We start from the raw sequence: 14,355 nt of genomic DNA on the forward strand, positions 1-14,355 counted from the left end.
AGGGGGCGAATCTTCATCCGCCCCCTGTGTGTCCGCTTATTCCTGCGGTTCTTCTTCGTCTGCGGCAGCGTCGAGTGTTGGCTCGTCGACGTTGTCATCGCCACCGGCGATGACCTCGCCCTCAAGCTCCTCACCTTCCAGCTCCTCGCCTTCGACTTCCGATGGCTCCTGGACACGCTCCAGGCCTACCAACGTCTCGTCGCTGGCCAGCTTGATCAAGGTCACGCCCTGGGTGTTACGCCCCAGGCTCGACACTTCATCAACCCGGGTACGCACCAGGGTGCCCTGGTCGGAAATCAGCATGATTTCCTCACCATCCAGCACCTGGACCGCGCCGACCAGACGGCCGTTGCGATCGTTGCTGACCATGGCGATAACGCCCTGGCCGCCACGCTTGTACTCAGGGAACTCGCTGATGGCCGTACGCTTGCCGTAACCACGAGCCGAAGCAGTGAGAATCTCGCTGCCCTCTTCCGGGATCAGCATCGAAATCAGCTTCTGCCCTTCCGGCAGACGCATGCCGCGCACACCGCGAGCGGTACGGCCCATGGCGCGAACGTCGGATTCCTTGAAGCGGGTGACCTTGCCGCCATCGGAGAACAGCATGACTTCACGCTCGCCGTCGGTGATGGCCGCGCTGATCAATACGTCGCCTTCGTCCAGTTCGAGGGCGATCAGGCCCACGCTGCGTTGACGGCTGAAGGATTCCAGCGGGGTCTTCTTCACGGTGCCCTTGGCGGTGGCCATGAAGATGAAGTGACCTTCGGTGTATTCGTCCACCGGCAGCATGGTGGTGATGTATTCATCACTGTCCAGCGGCAGCAGGTTAACCAACGGACGACCACGGGCCGCGCGGGACGCTTCCGGGATTTCGTAGGTTTTCAGCCAGTACACCTTGCCCTTGCTGGAGAACAGCAGCAGCGTGGTGTGGCTGTTGGCAACCAGCAGGTGAGCGATGTAGTCCTCATCCTTGACGCCGGTAGCCGATTTGCCTTTACCGCCACGACGCTGGGCCTGGTACGCAGCCAATGGCTGGGTCTTGGCATAGCCGCCGTGGGAGATGGTCACGACGCGATCTTCTTCCGGGATCATGTCACCCAGGGTCAGGTCGAGACGGGCATCGAGAATCTCGGTGCGGCGCACGTCTCCGTATTCGGCGCGGATCACTTCCAGTTCTTCGCGGATCACTTCCATCAGGCGCACGGCGCTGTTGAGGATGCGGATCAGCTCGCCGATCTGGTTGAGGATCTCCTGGTATTCGGCCAGCAGCTTCTCGTGTTCCAGGCCGGTCAGGCGGTGCAGACGCAGTTCCAGGATGGCCTGGGCCTGTTCCGGGGACAGGAAGTACTTGCCGTCGCGCAGGCCGTATTGTGGGTCCAGCGTCTCCGGACGGCACGAATCGGCACCGGCACGTTCAACCATCGCCACTACGGCGCTGGATTCCCACGGCATCTTGATCAGGGCTTCCTTGGCTTCCGACGGCGTCGGCGAGGCCTTGATCAGGGCGATGACCGGATCGATGTTCGACAGCGCAACCGCCTGGCCTTCCAGGATGTGGCCGCGTTCACGGGCCTTGCGCAGTTCGAATACGGTACGGCGGGTGACCACTTCGCGACGGTGACGCACGAAGGCTTCCAGCAGATCCTTGAGGTTCAGGATGCGCGGGCGGCCGTCGATCAGCGCTACCACGTTGATACCAAACACGCTTTGCAGCTGGGTCTGGGCGTAGAGGTTGTTGAGGATCACCTCAGGCACTTCGCCACGACGCAGCTCGATCACCACGCGCATACCGTCTTTGTCAGACTCGTCGCGCAGTTCGGTGATGCCTTCCAGCTTCTTCTCTTTAACCAGCTCGGCGATCTTCTCGATCAGACGCGCCTTGTTCAACTGGTAAGGCAGTTCGGTAATGACGATCTGCTGGCGGCCACCGACCTTGTCGATGTCTTCGATCATCGAGCGGGCGCGCATGTAAATGCGCCCACGGCCGGTGCGGTAGGCTTCGATGATACCGGCGCGACCGTTGATGATCGCGGCCGTCGGGAAGTCCGGGCCCGGGATGTATTGCATCAGCTCATCGACGGTCAGCTCGGGGTTGTCGATGAGGGCCAGGCAACCGTCGATGACTTCACCGAGGTTGTGTGGCGGGATGTTGGTGGCCATGCCCACGGCGATACCGCTGGAGCCGTTGACCAGCAGGTTGGGAATACGGGTTGGCATGACCGCCGGGATCATTTCGGTGCCGTCGTAGTTCGGCACCCAGTCCACGGTTTCTTTGTGCAGGTCAGCCAGCAGCTCGTGCGCCAGCTTGGTCATGCGCACTTCGGTGTATCGCATGGCCGCAGCGTTGTCGCCGTCGACCGAACCGAAGTTGCCCTGGCCGTCTACCAGCAGGTAGCGCAGGGAAAACGGCTGGGCCATCCGAACGATGGTGTCGTACACCGCAGTGTCGCCGTGAGGGTGATACTTACCGATCACGTCACCGACAACACGGGCAGATTTCTTGTACGGCTTGTTCCAGTCGTTACCCAGCTCGCTCATCGCGAACAGCACACGCCGGTGCACGGGCTTCAAGCCATCGCGCGCATCAGGCAGTGCCCGACCGACAATTACGCTCATCGCGTAGTCGAGGTAGGACTGTTTCAGCTCGTCTTCGATATTGACCGGGAGGATTTCTTTGGCCAGTTCGCCCATGAGAAGCCTGATTCCTTTTTCGGGTGAAACCTCGTCACATCCATATGGGACGAACGAAGCTCGCCGCTGCTGGCATGGTGCCTGGCAACGACTTACGACAAATCAACGAGTTATGACACGGATCTGCGCATTAAAGGTTACCCCTTGAGGTGACCCTGGAAACCGCCGGATGTTATCACAATCGCCGCCACGCACCTATCCCCCTGATGCGCATGGAGCATAGTAAGTTGACGGATGACAGGCTTGACGGCGACGAGAGGGCCTTAGAGCTGGATCCAAGGCGTTTTTTGCGGGCAAATTGCCTTAATGCAGGCGTTTACGGCACATCAGTTGCGCCATCTTCGCCGTGTCCGGGCGCTCGACGATGCCTTTTTCGGTGACGATGACATCAATCAGGTCGGCCGGGGTCACATCGAACACCGGATTGAAGGCGTCCACATCGGCGGCGAAGCGGGTGCCGCCGACTTCCAGCAGCTCACCTGCGTCGCGCTCTTCAAGCGGCACGTCATCACCGCTGGCCGCCATCATGTCGATGGTGGAGCTGGGCGCCACCACCATGAAGCGCACGCCGTGATGCATGGCGCACACGGCCAGTTGATAGGTACCGATCTTGCTGACCACGTCACCGTTGGCGGCAATGCAATCAGCGCCGACGATCACCCAGGTCACGCCCTTGGTCTTGAGAATGTGCGCACCGGCCGAATCGGCATTCACGGTGACCGGGATTCCCTCATTGGCCAGCTCCCAGGCCGTCAAACGCGAGCCTTGCAGCCAGGGCCGGGTTTCGTTGGCATAGACCCGCTCCACCATCCCTTCCAGGAACGCCCCGCGAATCACCCCGAGAGCGGTGCCCACGCCGCCCGTGGCCAGCGCCCCGGCATTGCCATGGGTCAGGATCGCCTGGACGTTGCCCTGATGCTTGCGGATCAGCTCCACGCCCAACTGCGCCATGGTGAGGTTGGCTTCACGATCACTTTGGTGAATCGCCACCGCCTCGGCCTCCAGCACCGCCAACGGATCGGCGTGTTTCTTAAGGCGATCGAGGCAATTGCGCATGCGCTTCATGGCCCAGAAAAGATTCGACGCGGTCGGACGGGTATCCGCCAGCAGCGCGTAGTCTTCTTCCCAGGCAGCCTGCCAGTCGTCGCCCTCGGCGATGTGGGCACGCGCAGCCAGCACCAGGCCATACGCCGCACTGATGCCGATGGCCGGCGCACCGCGCACCACCATCAAGCGGATGGCCTCGGCCACCTCGGCGGCACTGGTGCAGGCCACCCAGGTTTGCGCGGACGGCAACCTACGCTGATCGAGCAGGTACAGTGCGCCATCACGCCAGTCGATGGCCTTCACTTTCTCCGCAGCCAACAGTCGATCGCGCATCCCTCACCCCGCACTCATGAACAAAAGCCGCCGATTATAGCGATCCGCCAGCCAGGACGCTCGGGTATACTTCGCCGTTCTTTCTAGATGCCTGGGAAACCGCCCTCGATGACACCGACTGCCGCCCCGCTCGACTTATTGCTGCTGCCCACCTGGCTGGTACCTGTCGAGCCTGCCGGTGTCGTGCTCAAGGAACACGGCCTGGGCATTCGCGACGGGCGTATTGCGTTTATCGGCCCACGGGCCGCAGCCCTGAAGCTCGCTGCCACCGAGGTGCGTGAACTGCCGGGCATGCTGCTCAGCCCCGGCCTGATCAACGCCCACGGCCACGCGGCCATGACGCTGTTTCGCGGCCTGGCCGACGACCTGCCGCTGATGACCTGGCTGGAAAACCACATCTGGCCCGCCGAGGCCAAGTGGGTGGATGAAGCGTTCGTGCGCGACGGCACTGACCTGGCAATCGCCGAGCAAATAAAGGGCGGCATCACGTGTTTCTCGGACATGTACTTCTTCCCGAAAGTCGCCAGCGAACGCGTGCACAATGCAGGTATTCGCGCGCAAATCGCCATCCCGATCCTGGATTTCCCGATTCCGGGTGCCGCCGACGCCGACGAAGCCATTCGCCAGGGCGTCGAGCTGTTCGGCGACCTCAAGCACCACCCACGGATCAAGATCACCTTCGGCCCGCACGCGCCGTACACCGTCTGCGATGAAAACCTGGAAAAAATCCGGGTGATCGCCGAGGAGCTGGACGCCTCGATCCATATGCACGTGCATGAAACCGCCTTCGAAGTGCAGCAGTCCGTTGAACAGCGCGGTGAGCGCCCGCTGGCACGGCTCGGCCGCCTGGGTCTGCTGGGGCCGCGCTTCCAGGCCGTTCACATGACCCAAATCAGCGATGACGACCTGGCTTTGCTGGTAGAAAGTAACACCAGCGTGATCCATTGCCCGGAATCCAACCTGAAACTGGCCAGCGGCTTCTGCCCGGTGGAACGTCTGTGGCAAGCCGGCGTCAATGTGGCAGTAGGCACCGACGGCGCCGCCAGCAACAATGACCTCGACCTGCTGGGCGAAACCCGCACCGCCGCGTTGCTGGCCAAGGCCGTCGCCGGCTCGGCCACCGCCCTGGATGCCCACCGCGCCTTGCGCATGGCCACCCTCAACGGCGCCCGGGCCATGGGCCTGGAAAGTGAAATCGGCTCGCTGGAAGTGGGCAAGGCCGCGGACATCGTGGCCTTCGACTTGTCGGGCCTGGCGCAACAACCGATCTACGATCCGGTCTCACAGCTTATATATGCCACCGGACGCGATTGTGTGAAACACCTTTGGGTCGGCGGCAAGCAATTGCTCGACGACCGGCAACTGACCCGCCTGGATGAACAACAGTTGTGCGCCACGGCCATCGCCTGGGGCCAGCGCATCAGCGGACACCGCGAATAACGCCCGCCCTGGCAACGAACGCCAGGGCCGGCAAAACGTTTTATCAGATTTAGAGGATGCCCCATGAGCAACGTCGACCACGCTGAAATCGCCAAATTCGAAGCCCTCGCCCATCGCTGGTGGGACCGCGAAAGCGAGTTCAAACCCCTGCACGACATCAACCCGCTGCGGGTCAACTGGATTGACGAACGCGTCAACCTGGCCGGCAAGAAGGTGCTGGATGTGGGTTGCGGCGGCGGTATTCTCAGTGAATCCATGGCCCAGCGCGGCGCCACCGTGATGGGTATCGACATGGGCGAAGCGCCATTGGCCGTCGCCCAGCTGCACCAACTGGAATCGGGCGTAAACGTCGAATACCGGCAGATCACCGCCGAAGACTTGGCCGAAGAAATGCCCGGGCAGTTCGACGTGGTCACCTGCCTGGAAATGCTCGAACACGTGCCCGACCCGTCCTCGGTGATCCGTGCCTGCTTCCGCATGGTCAAGCCCGGCGGCCAGGTGTTCTTCTCCACCATCAACCGCAACCCGAAGGCGTACCTGTTCGCAATCATCGGTGCCGAATACATCATGAAGCTGCTGCCCCGCGGCACCCATGACTTCAAGAAATTCATCCGCCCTTCCGAGCTGGGTGCCTGGAGCCGCCAGGCCGGGCTGACCGTCAAGGACATCATCGGCTTGACCTACAACCCGCTGACCAAGCACTACAAGCTGGCCAGTGACGTTGACGTCAACTACATGATCCAGACCCTGCGCGAGGAGTAAGCCTGTGAAGTTGCGAGCGGTTCTTTTCGACATGGACGGTACCCTGCTGGACACCGCGCCGGACTTTATCGCCATCTGCCAGGCCATGCGGGCTGACCGCGGCCTGGCGCCGATGAACGACCAGCACATCCGCGACGAAATCTCCGGCGGCGCCCGGGCGATGGTCGCCGTGACCTTTTCCATGGACCCCGAATCCCCAGGCTTTGAAGAACTGCGCCAGGAGTTTCTGGAGCGCTACCTCAAGGGCTGCGCCATCCACAGCAAGCTGTTCGACGGCATGGAAGAGCTGCTGGGAGACATCGAGAAATCCAAGCTGATCTGGGGCGTGGTCACCAACAAGCCGCTGCGCTTTGCCGAACCGATCATGCAGCAGTTGGGCCTTGCTGAGCGCTCGGCGCTGCTGATCTGCCCGGACCATGTCAAGAACAGCAAACCGGACCCGGAACCGCTGATCCTGGCGTGCAAGATGCTCGACCTGGACCCGGCCAGCGTGCTGTTTGTGGGTGATGACCTGCGGGATATCGAGTCGGGCCGCGACGCCGGCACCCGAACCGCTGCGGTCACCTACGGCTATATCCACCCGGACGATAACCCGCGCAACTGGGGCGCCGACGTGGTGGTGGATCACCCGCTGGAATTGCGCAAGGTGCTGGATAGCGCGCTGTGCAGTTGCTGATCGGGAATACTTGAGGTTGATGCGCCTTTGTGGCGAGGGAGCTTGCTCCCGTTCGACTGCGCAGCAGTCGCAAATAGATGGGCTGCTTCGCACCCAACGGGAGCAAGCTCCCTCGCCACAGAAGCCTTAGCCGCAATGAATCACATGGATTTTCTGTGAACTTTGTCGAGGTTGTTTATGTTTGATTACTCTGCACGTCCAGAACTGCTCAAGGGCCGGGTCATCCTGGTCACCGGCGCCGGTCGCGGGATTGGCGCGGCGGCGGCAAAAACCTATGCCGCCCATGGCGCCACCGTGCTGTTACTGGGCAAGACCGAAGCCAACCTGGCCCAGGTCTATGACGAAATCGAAGCCGCCGGCCAGCCACAACCGGTGGTGATCCCGTTCAACCTGGAGACCGCCCTGCCCCATCAATACGATGAGCTGGCAGCGATGATTGAAAAGGAATTCGGCCACCTCGACGGCGTGCTGCACAACGCCTCGATCATCGGCCCGCGCACGCCGGTCGAGCAGTTGTCCGGTGAGAATTTCATGCGGGTGATGCACGTGAACGTCAACGCGATGTTCATGCTGACCAGCACGCTGTTGCCGCTGCTCAAGCTGTCCCAGGATGCGTCGGTGGTGTTCACTTCAAGCAGTGTGGGCCGCAAGGGCCGGGCGTACTGGGGGGCTTACGGGGTGTCGAAGTTTGCCACCGAAGGCCTGATGCAAACCCTGGCGGATGAACTGGATAACGTTGCACCGGTGCGCGCCAACAGCATCAACCCGGGCGCCACCCGTACCAGCATGCGGGCGCAGGCGTATCCAGGGGAAAACCCGACCGATAACCCGACACCGGAAGAAATCATGCCGGTGTACCTGTACCTGATGGGGCCGGACAGTACCGGCATCAATGGGCAGGCGTTTGACGCGCAATAACAGCTGACACGGTCTGTGTGGGAGCTGGCTTGCCTGCGATAGCATCACCGCGGTGTGACTGAAACACCGAGGTGCCGGCATCGCAGGCAAGCCAGCTCCCACATTGGTTTGTGGTGTGGTTAAAAACTTAGTTTTTCACCACTTCCTCAAGCGTGAAGCGCCCCAACGGGTTTTGCAGGAAGTTACTGACGTTCTTGCGTGAGATGTTGATGTACGGGCTGTAGTACAGGTCGATCCAGTTCACATCCTGTTTCGCCATTTTCTGCAGGTCGATGTACATCTGCTCACGCTTGACCGGATCCGACTCGATCCGTGCCGCGGCCACCAGGTCCTTGACCTTGTCGTTCTTGTAGCGGGTCATGTAGTTCTGGTTGGTGTCGTGGCCCAACACGAAGGTGGTCTTCTGGTCCGGGTCGAGGATGTCGTTGGTCCAGTACATCACTGAAATATCGTAATCACCGTCCACCAGCATCTGCCAGCTTTGGGTAGGGTCGACCTTTTGCAGGTTGGCCGTAACGCCGACCTTGGCCAACTGGTCCTTGATGATGACCGCAATCTGCTCGTCGGCTTCGTTGCCGGCGTTGACCACGTAGTTGAGTTTCAAGTCCTGGGCACCGGCAGCCGCCAGCAGTTTCTTGGCTTCGGTCGGGTCATACGGGCGTTGCAGGTTGTTGGCGTAGTGGTACAACGAGCCCTTTGGAATGTAGGAATAGGCCACAGTGCCTTGGCCGAAAGTGGCGGTTTTCACCAGGGATTGTTTGTCGATGGCCATGTCCAGCGCCTGACGCACTTCCGGCTTGGCCAGCAGACCGTGGGCGTGGTTGATCAACAGGTGATCTTCACGGGTCGACGGGTCCGAGTGCACCACCACGTTCTTGTCTTTCTTCAGCTCTTCCACCCGGGAGAACGGGACGAAAATCGCCGTGTCCAGTTCGTTGTTCTGCACCATGCGCATGCGCGTGTTGTCATCGGTGACCGACACCCACTCCACCCCATCCAGGCTCACCTTGCCGGCCTGCCAGAAGTTCGGGTTCTTCTTCAGAATCACCCGATCACCCTTGCGCCACTCGCCCACGGTAAACGCGCCGGAGGTCACCGGGTTTTCCGAATAGGCGTCCTCGCCCAGGGTGGTCATGGCCTTTTCCGACAGGATCGATACCGTTGGCGACGCGAGTTGGGAAAGGAAGGCCACCGCCGGGGTTTTCAAGGTCACCACCAGGGTTTGCGGGTCTGTGGCCTTGGCGGTGTTGATCAGGCTGAACGGATCGCTCCACAGCGAGGCCTTGTTGTCGCGGATGCGCAACAGGCTGAACGCAGCGTCATCAGCGGTGATCGGCGAACCGTCCGAGAACTTCGCGGCGCGCAGCTTGAATGTGTACGTCAGGCCGTCCTTGGAAATGTCCCAGCTTTCTGCCAGCCCCGGTTCCATCTTGGTGCCCAGGTTATCCACGCGCACCAGGGTGTCGTAGACGTTGGCAAATACCCAGGTGTCGCGGTTCTGCGCACTTTTGATCGGGTCAAAGGTGGTGCTGTCTTCGCGGCAGCCGATGGTGAGCACACCAGCAGCGTGGGCGATACCGGCGGTCAGCGACCACGCGGTGAGTGTGGCGGCGGCGAGCAACTTCAAGTGACGGGATTGCATGTCATAACTCCTTGTTTATAACGGCGGTTGTTCACGAAGGGCAGGTAGGGTTCAAAGCAAAGGTTCTTCAAGCACGCAACTGTACCGATGCGTTTGCACAAAGTGAGTCGGCGGCAATACCTCGGCACACACCGCTCGTGCATGCCGGCAACGCGGGTGAAAGGCGCAACCCTTGGGTAATTTCAGTGGGCTGGGCGGCTCGCCCGGCAACGGTTCGCTGGGCAGCGGGCGGTAAGGATCTATCTCCGGGATCGCCTGGATCAGCGCCGCCGTGTAGGGATGGCGCGGCGCGGTAAACACCGCCTCAACCGGGCCCTCCTCGACGATTTTCCCCAGGTACATCACCGCCACCCGGTCGCACAGGCGGCGGACGATGGCCAGGTCGTGGGCGATAAACAGGATCGCCAGGTTCATGCGCTGCTGCAGTTCCAGCAGCAGGTTAATGATCTGGCCCTGGATCGATACATCCAGGGCGGCCACGCATTCATCGGCGATGATCAACCGCGGCTCCACCGCCAGCGCCCGGGCAATGCCGACCCGCTGGCATTGGCCGCCGCTGAGGGAGCCGGGCTTGCGGCCGGCGAGTTCCGGGCGCAGGCCTACCAGATCGAGTAACTCGTCGACCCGGCGCGGGATATTTTCTGACGACACCTTGCGCTGCACCCGCAGGACTTCGGCGATGGTTTCGCCAACGGTCAGCCGTGGGTTCAGGGCGGCGTAAGGATCCTGAAAGATCATCGCCGTCTCGTGCCGCAACCGCGCAATGTCCACAGGCCCGGCGTGGGCCATGTCGATGCCGTCGAACACCACCTGCCCTGCGCTGATGGGGTTGAGGTGCAAAATCGCCCGCCCCAGGGTGCTTTTGCCGCTGCCGGACTCACCCACCAAACCCAGGGTTTCACCGGCCGCCAGCGTTAGGGACACGCCGTTGACCGCCCTCACCCACTGCTTATTCAGGCCAAACAGGCCGCTGCCGGCCGCAGCAAAGCGCACCTCAAGGTCATTCACCTGTAACAACGTCATGGGCGAGCCCCCAGGGGATAGTGACAGGCCACCCGCGCGCCTTCCGGCAAGAGCTCGGTGCACACGGCGCCGACTTGCGGGCAACGCGGGTTGAACCGGCAGCCCTTGGGCAAGGCATCCAGCAACGGCGGTTGTCCGGGGATGGTGCGTAACAGGGCGTGGCCGCTGCTGGTGGCGGGCTGGCACTCGATGAGGCCGGCGGTGTACGGGTGTTGCGGGTGCGCCAGCAATTCGTATTTGCTGCCGTGTTCACACAGGCGACCGGCGTACATCACGGCGATGGCGTCGCAGGTTTGCGCCACCACGCCCAGGTCGTGGGTGATCATGATGATCGACAGGCCGCGCTGGTCTCGCAGGTCCAGCAACAGGCGCAGGATCTGGGCCTGCACGGTGACGTCGAGGGCGGTGGTCGGCTCGTCGGCGATCAGCACCTTGGGATTGCAGCCCAGGGCCACGGCGATCATCGCCCGCTGGCGCATGCCGCCGGAAAACTCGTGAGGGTAATTGTCGATGCGCGCCGTGGGATCGGGGATACCAACCTGGCGCAGCACCTCGATGGCCTGCAAACGCGCGTCCTTTTTCGACGCGCCCTGGTGCAGGCGGATGCCTTCGGCGATCTGCTCGCCAATGCGCATCAGCGGGTCGAGGTGGCTGCTGGGGTTCTGGAAAATCATCCCCAGTTGCCCGCCGCGCACCGCGCGCATGCCAGCGTCATCCAATGCCAACAGGTCCTGACCCGCCAGGCGAACCGAACCGCCCTGCACCCGCAGGCTGGGGGACGGCAGCAAGCGCATCAGCCCGCGACACGCCATGGTCTTGCCGGAGCCACTTTCGCCCACCAGCCCGAGGATTTCACCTTCGGCCAGGTCGAAGGACACCCGGTCCAACAGGGTCACATCACGCCCGGTGTTATTGGCGATTACGCTCAGGTCGCGCACTTGCAGAAGACTCATGAGCGATCCCCCAACACTTGCGCCACACCATCGGCCAACAGACTGAAGCCCATGGCCAGGGTCACGATGGCCAGGCCCGGGAAGGTGCAAATCCACCAGGCGGTGGTGATGAATGCCTGTCCCTCGGCAACCATGGTGCCCCACTCGGCCGTCGGTGGTTGCACGCCCAAACCGAGGTAGCTGACCGCCGCCCCGTTGAGTAGCACCAGCACCGCGTCAGACATCGAGAACACAATCGAGCCGAACATGGCGTTGGGCAACAAATGCCGAAACAGGATGCGCCCGTGGCCGAAGCCCAGGCTCTTGGCGGCCAGGGCAAAGTCGCTTTCCTTGAGCACCAGGATTTGCGAACGGATCAGCCGCGCGTACGACACCCAACCCACCAGCGCCATGGCGATATAAAAGCTCTTCAACCCCGGACCGAGGATGGCCATGATCGCCAGCATCAACACCAGGAAGGGAAACGCGAGGATCACGTCGATCACCCGCATGCAGAAGCTGTCGAACCGCCCACCGATATAACCGGACACCGCGCCGACAAACGTGCCGATCAGGAACGGAAAGATCACGCCGATCACCGCCAGTTGCAGGTCGATGCGTGCGCCCCAGATCACCCTCGAAAGGATGTCTCGGCCGTAGTTGTCCGTACCAAACGGATGGATCAGATTGGGACCCAGCAAACTGATATCGGTGTTTTGCGCAATCGGATCGAAGGGTGCGATCCACGGGGCGAACAGCGCCAGCGCCAGCCATGTCAGCAGAATCAACAGGCCCCAGGCTGCGGTCAGCCGGCCGTTACGAAACCCGAAACGCAGGCGCAAGCGCCACGGGGCAATCAACGGGCGGCTGCTCATTGCATCTTCACTCGTGGGTCCAGCGCGACCGTCACCACATCGGCGGCAAAGTTGACCAGCACCGTGGCACAGGCCAGCACCATCGCCACGCCCTGTACCACCATGTAGTCGCGGGTGAAAATCCCGCGCACCAGCAGCTGGCCAATGCCGGGAATCGCGAACAGGCTTTCGATCACCACCGTGCCGCTGATCAGCCAGCCAATGTTCACCGCCAGCAGGTTGACCGCCGGCACCAGGGAATTGGGCAATACGTGGCGCCGAAACACCGCCGCCTCTGACAAGCCCCGCGCCCGGGCGGCGGTAACGTGGTCGGCCTGCAACTCCATCAACATGCTCGCCCGCAGGTTACGCACCAGCACCGCCGACAACGCCAGGGCGATGGTCAGGCAGGGCAGCACCATGTGGTGCGCCTTGTCCAGCCAGGTACGCCCGTAACCGGAAACCGGGAACAGCCCCCATTGCACGCTGAGCAACAGGATCAGCATCAAACCCAGCCAGAACGCCGGCATGCCCAGGCCAACGGTGGTGAACAGCCGGATCAGGTTATCTGCCCAACCGCCCTTATTACGCGCGGCCACCGTGGCCATCGGCACGGCGATCAACAACGCCAGCAGCACACTGCCGAGCACCAGGAACAGGGTCGGCTCGATGCGGGTGACGATCAGCTTCAGCGCGTCGACCTTGTACAGAAGGGACTGGCCCAGGTCGCCCTTGAGCAGGTTTTTCAGAAAGTAGAAATATTGCAGCCATAACGGTTGGTCCAGGCCGTATTGGGCGCGGATCTTCAGCAACGCGTCCGGGGTGCTGCGCGACCCCAGCAGGGCCCGCGCCGGGTCGCCGGGAATCGAACGCACCAGCACAAAGGTGATCAGGCTGATGCCAAACAGCACCGGCAGCAATTGCAACGGCCGGGACAGCACAAAACGGTAACGCGCCAGGTTCATCCGCTAGCCTCGGTGACGAGCAAGGAAGTCCAGCAGCACCGGGAAGTAAGCCTGCGGCTCTTCGTAAAACGGCATATGGCTGCTGTTGGGGAACACGTGCAATTCAGCGTGCCGGGCCGCGCTTTTCATGCGCATGGCGCAAGCCGGGGTCAGTTCGTCGTGCTGGCCGGTGGTGATCAGTATCGGCATCTTGAAGTCGGCCATCTCGGGGATGCGATTCCAGTCCTTGAGGTTGCCGATGTAGAGGAATTCGTTGGGGCCCTGCATGGTTTCGTAGGGGCCCATGTTCCAGTCGCCGAGGGAGCGCTGGACCGGCGCCGGCCACTCGTCCAGGCGGCAGACGTGGCGGTAGTTGAGCAAGGTGATGGCGGCCTGGTACTGCGGGTGATCAAGGGTGCCCATGGCTTCATGGCGTTGCATCATGGCCACGGTTTCGCTGCCCAGGGCGCCGCGCAGGCGTTCCAGCTCCTGGGACAGGTGCGGAATGTCGCCGACGGTGTTTTCCAGGATCAGGCTTTTCAGCGCGTCGGGGTAGTGAATGGCGTACTCGATGCCCAGCCATCCGCCCCAGGAATGCCCCAGCAAATGCACGCGACCCAGGTCGAGGGCCTGGCGCACGGTTTCGACTTCTTCGACATAACGGCTGATTTCCCACAGCGAAACATCGGTCGGTCTGGCTGAAGCGCCCGTGCCAAGCTGGTCGAATGCAACCACTCGCAGGCCGTTGTCCTTGAGCCAGCCATGAGCGTCGCGCAAGTAGTCGCAAGGCAGCCCGGGGCCACCATTGAGACACAGCAACACCTCATCGCCTTCGCCAAAGCTGTAGGCCACAAGGTTGTGGCCGTCGACTTGCACGTTGTACTGCTGGTCGGGAGCAATTTCACGCCACATGCATACATTCCTTGTTGTGTGTCGGCCCTGCGCAGAGTGGCCACTTAAAGGCCAACACTACCGAGGAAGCCGCGTGTCCATAACCTGGTAATTCTTATAGGTTTGGTCTGGCAGTCCTTCGCCGGGGCGTGGCATTCTACTTGCAGCAAGACGAGATTCAAACGAATTCGGGAGCCGAACG

Annotated in this window: 12 protein-coding genes; 4 read left to right on the forward strand and 8 right to left on the reverse strand. The window is 61.9% G+C overall.

Features of this window, described 5'->3' with window-relative positions; genetic code table 11:
- Positions 1–36: 36 nt before the first annotated feature.
- The gene (gyrA, locus tag HX855_RS10190; protein ID WP_177045564.1) at positions 37–2,691 is read right to left on the reverse strand and encodes a DNA gyrase subunit A; all 2,655 of its coding nucleotides are present in this window, start codon (positions 2,689–2,691) and stop codon (positions 37–39) included.
- Positions 2,692–2,994: 303 nt separating this feature from the next.
- Positions 2,995–4,071, reverse strand: a complete 1,077-nt coding sequence (mtnA, locus tag HX855_RS10195) for an S-methyl-5-thioribose-1-phosphate isomerase (protein WP_177089258.1) — start codon at positions 4,069–4,071, stop codon at positions 2,995–2,997.
- Positions 4,072–4,179: 108 nt separating this feature from the next.
- Between mtnA and HX855_RS10200 the strand changes: the two genes are divergently transcribed.
- The 4 genes from HX855_RS10200 (at position 4,180) to HX855_RS10215 (ending at position 7,867) form a co-directional block, all read left to right on the forward strand.
- Positions 4,180–5,511 (forward strand): TRZ/ATZ family hydrolase, encoded by a 1,332-nt coding sequence (locus HX855_RS10200; RefSeq protein WP_177089257.1) that lies wholly within the window; start codon positions 4,180–4,182, stop codon positions 5,509–5,511.
- 63 nt (positions 5,512–5,574) lie between these two features.
- Positions 5,575–6,273 carry a bifunctional 2-polyprenyl-6-hydroxyphenol methylase/3-demethylubiquinol 3-O-methyltransferase UbiG gene (gene ubiG / locus HX855_RS10205; RefSeq protein WP_088426663.1) on the forward strand — a complete coding sequence of 233 codons (699 nt, stop codon included), beginning with the start codon at positions 5,575–5,577 and terminating at the stop codon, positions 6,271–6,273.
- Between the two features lie 4 nt (positions 6,274–6,277).
- Positions 6,278–6,949 (forward strand): N-acetylmuramic acid 6-phosphate phosphatase MupP, encoded by a 672-nt coding sequence (mupP, locus tag HX855_RS10210; RefSeq protein ID WP_177089256.1) that lies wholly within the window; start codon positions 6,278–6,280, stop codon positions 6,947–6,949.
- A gap of 177 nt (positions 6,950–7,126) precedes the next feature.
- A complete protein-coding gene (locus tag HX855_RS10215) occupies positions 7,127–7,867 on the forward strand; it encodes a YciK family oxidoreductase (RefSeq protein ID WP_177089255.1) in 741 nt (246 codons plus the stop codon).
- 127 nt (positions 7,868–7,994) lie between these two features.
- Here HX855_RS10215 and HX855_RS10220 read toward each other — a convergent pair whose 3' ends face one another.
- The 6 genes from HX855_RS10220 to HX855_RS10245 are packed head-to-tail and all read right to left on the reverse strand — an operon-like array spanning position 7,995 to position 14,174.
- Positions 7,995–9,509 (reverse strand): ABC transporter substrate-binding protein, encoded by a 1,515-nt coding sequence (locus tag HX855_RS10220; RefSeq protein ID WP_177089254.1) that lies wholly within the window; start codon positions 9,507–9,509, stop codon positions 7,995–7,997.
- Positions 9,510–9,560: 51 nt separating this feature from the next.
- Positions 9,561–10,532, reverse strand: a complete 972-nt coding sequence (locus HX855_RS10225; RefSeq protein ID WP_177089253.1) for an ABC transporter ATP-binding protein — start codon at positions 10,530–10,532, stop codon at positions 9,561–9,563.
- Positions 10,529–11,485, reverse strand: coding sequence for an ABC transporter ATP-binding protein (locus tag HX855_RS10230; protein WP_177089252.1), 957 nt, complete (start codon positions 11,483–11,485; stop codon positions 10,529–10,531). Before HX855_RS10230 ends, HX855_RS10225 begins: the two co-directional genes overlap by 4 nt.
- The gene (locus HX855_RS10235; RefSeq protein WP_177089251.1) at positions 11,482–12,339 is read right to left on the reverse strand and encodes an ABC transporter permease; all 858 of its coding nucleotides are present in this window, start codon (positions 12,337–12,339) and stop codon (positions 11,482–11,484) included. The genes HX855_RS10230 and HX855_RS10235 overlap by 4 nt, the downstream gene beginning before the upstream one ends.
- Entirely contained in the window at positions 12,336–13,283 is a 948-nt protein-coding gene (locus HX855_RS10240) for an ABC transporter permease (RefSeq protein ID WP_177089250.1), read from the reverse strand. The genes HX855_RS10235 and HX855_RS10240 overlap by 4 nt, the downstream gene beginning before the upstream one ends.
- Positions 13,284–13,286: 3 nt before the next feature.
- Complete coding sequence (locus tag HX855_RS10245; RefSeq protein ID WP_177089249.1) at positions 13,287–14,174, reverse strand: proline iminopeptidase-family hydrolase; 888 nt, start codon at positions 14,172–14,174, stop codon at positions 13,287–13,289.
- Positions 14,175–14,355: the final 181 nt, after the last annotated feature.

The sequence above is a fragment of the Pseudomonas sp. IPO3778 genome (assembly GCF_013386825.1).
GTDB lineage: Bacteria > Pseudomonadota > Gammaproteobacteria > Pseudomonadales > Pseudomonadaceae > Aquipseudomonas.

Excerpts from the sequence above, each read along its gene's own strand:
- HX855_RS10235 (WP_177089251.1), bottom strand. The coding sequence starts at position 12,339 with ATGAGCAGCCGCCCGTTGATTGCCCCGTGGCGCTTGCGCCTGCGTTTC.
- HX855_RS10220 (WP_177089254.1), bottom strand. The coding sequence starts at position 9,509 with ATGCAATCCCGTCACTTGAAGTTGCTCGCCGCCGCCACACTCACCGCG.
- HX855_RS10245 (WP_177089249.1), bottom strand. The coding sequence starts at position 14,174 with ATGTGGCGTGAAATTGCTCCCGACCAGCAGTACAACGTGCAAGTCGAC.
- HX855_RS10215 (WP_177089255.1), top strand. The coding sequence starts at position 7,127 with ATGTTTGATTACTCTGCACGTCCAGAACTGCTCAAGGGCCGGGTCATC.
- HX855_RS10200 (WP_177089257.1), top strand. The coding sequence starts at position 4,180 with ATGACACCGACTGCCGCCCCGCTCGACTTATTGCTGCTGCCCACCTGG.
- gyrA (WP_177045564.1), bottom strand. The coding sequence starts at position 2,691 with ATGGGCGAACTGGCCAAAGAAATCCTCCCGGTCAATATCGAAGACGAG.
- HX855_RS10240 (WP_177089250.1), bottom strand. The coding sequence starts at position 13,283 with ATGAACCTGGCGCGTTACCGTTTTGTGCTGTCCCGGCCGTTGCAATTG.
- ubiG (WP_088426663.1), top strand. The coding sequence starts at position 5,575 with ATGAGCAACGTCGACCACGCTGAAATCGCCAAATTCGAAGCCCTCGCC.
- mtnA (WP_177089258.1), bottom strand. The coding sequence starts at position 4,071 with ATGCGCGATCGACTGTTGGCTGCGGAGAAAGTGAAGGCCATCGACTGG.
- HX855_RS10230 (WP_177089252.1), bottom strand. The coding sequence starts at position 11,485 with ATGAGTCTTCTGCAAGTGCGCGACCTGAGCGTAATCGCCAATAACACC.
- HX855_RS10225 (WP_177089253.1), bottom strand. The coding sequence starts at position 10,532 with ATGACGTTGTTACAGGTGAATGACCTTGAGGTGCGCTTTGCTGCGGCC.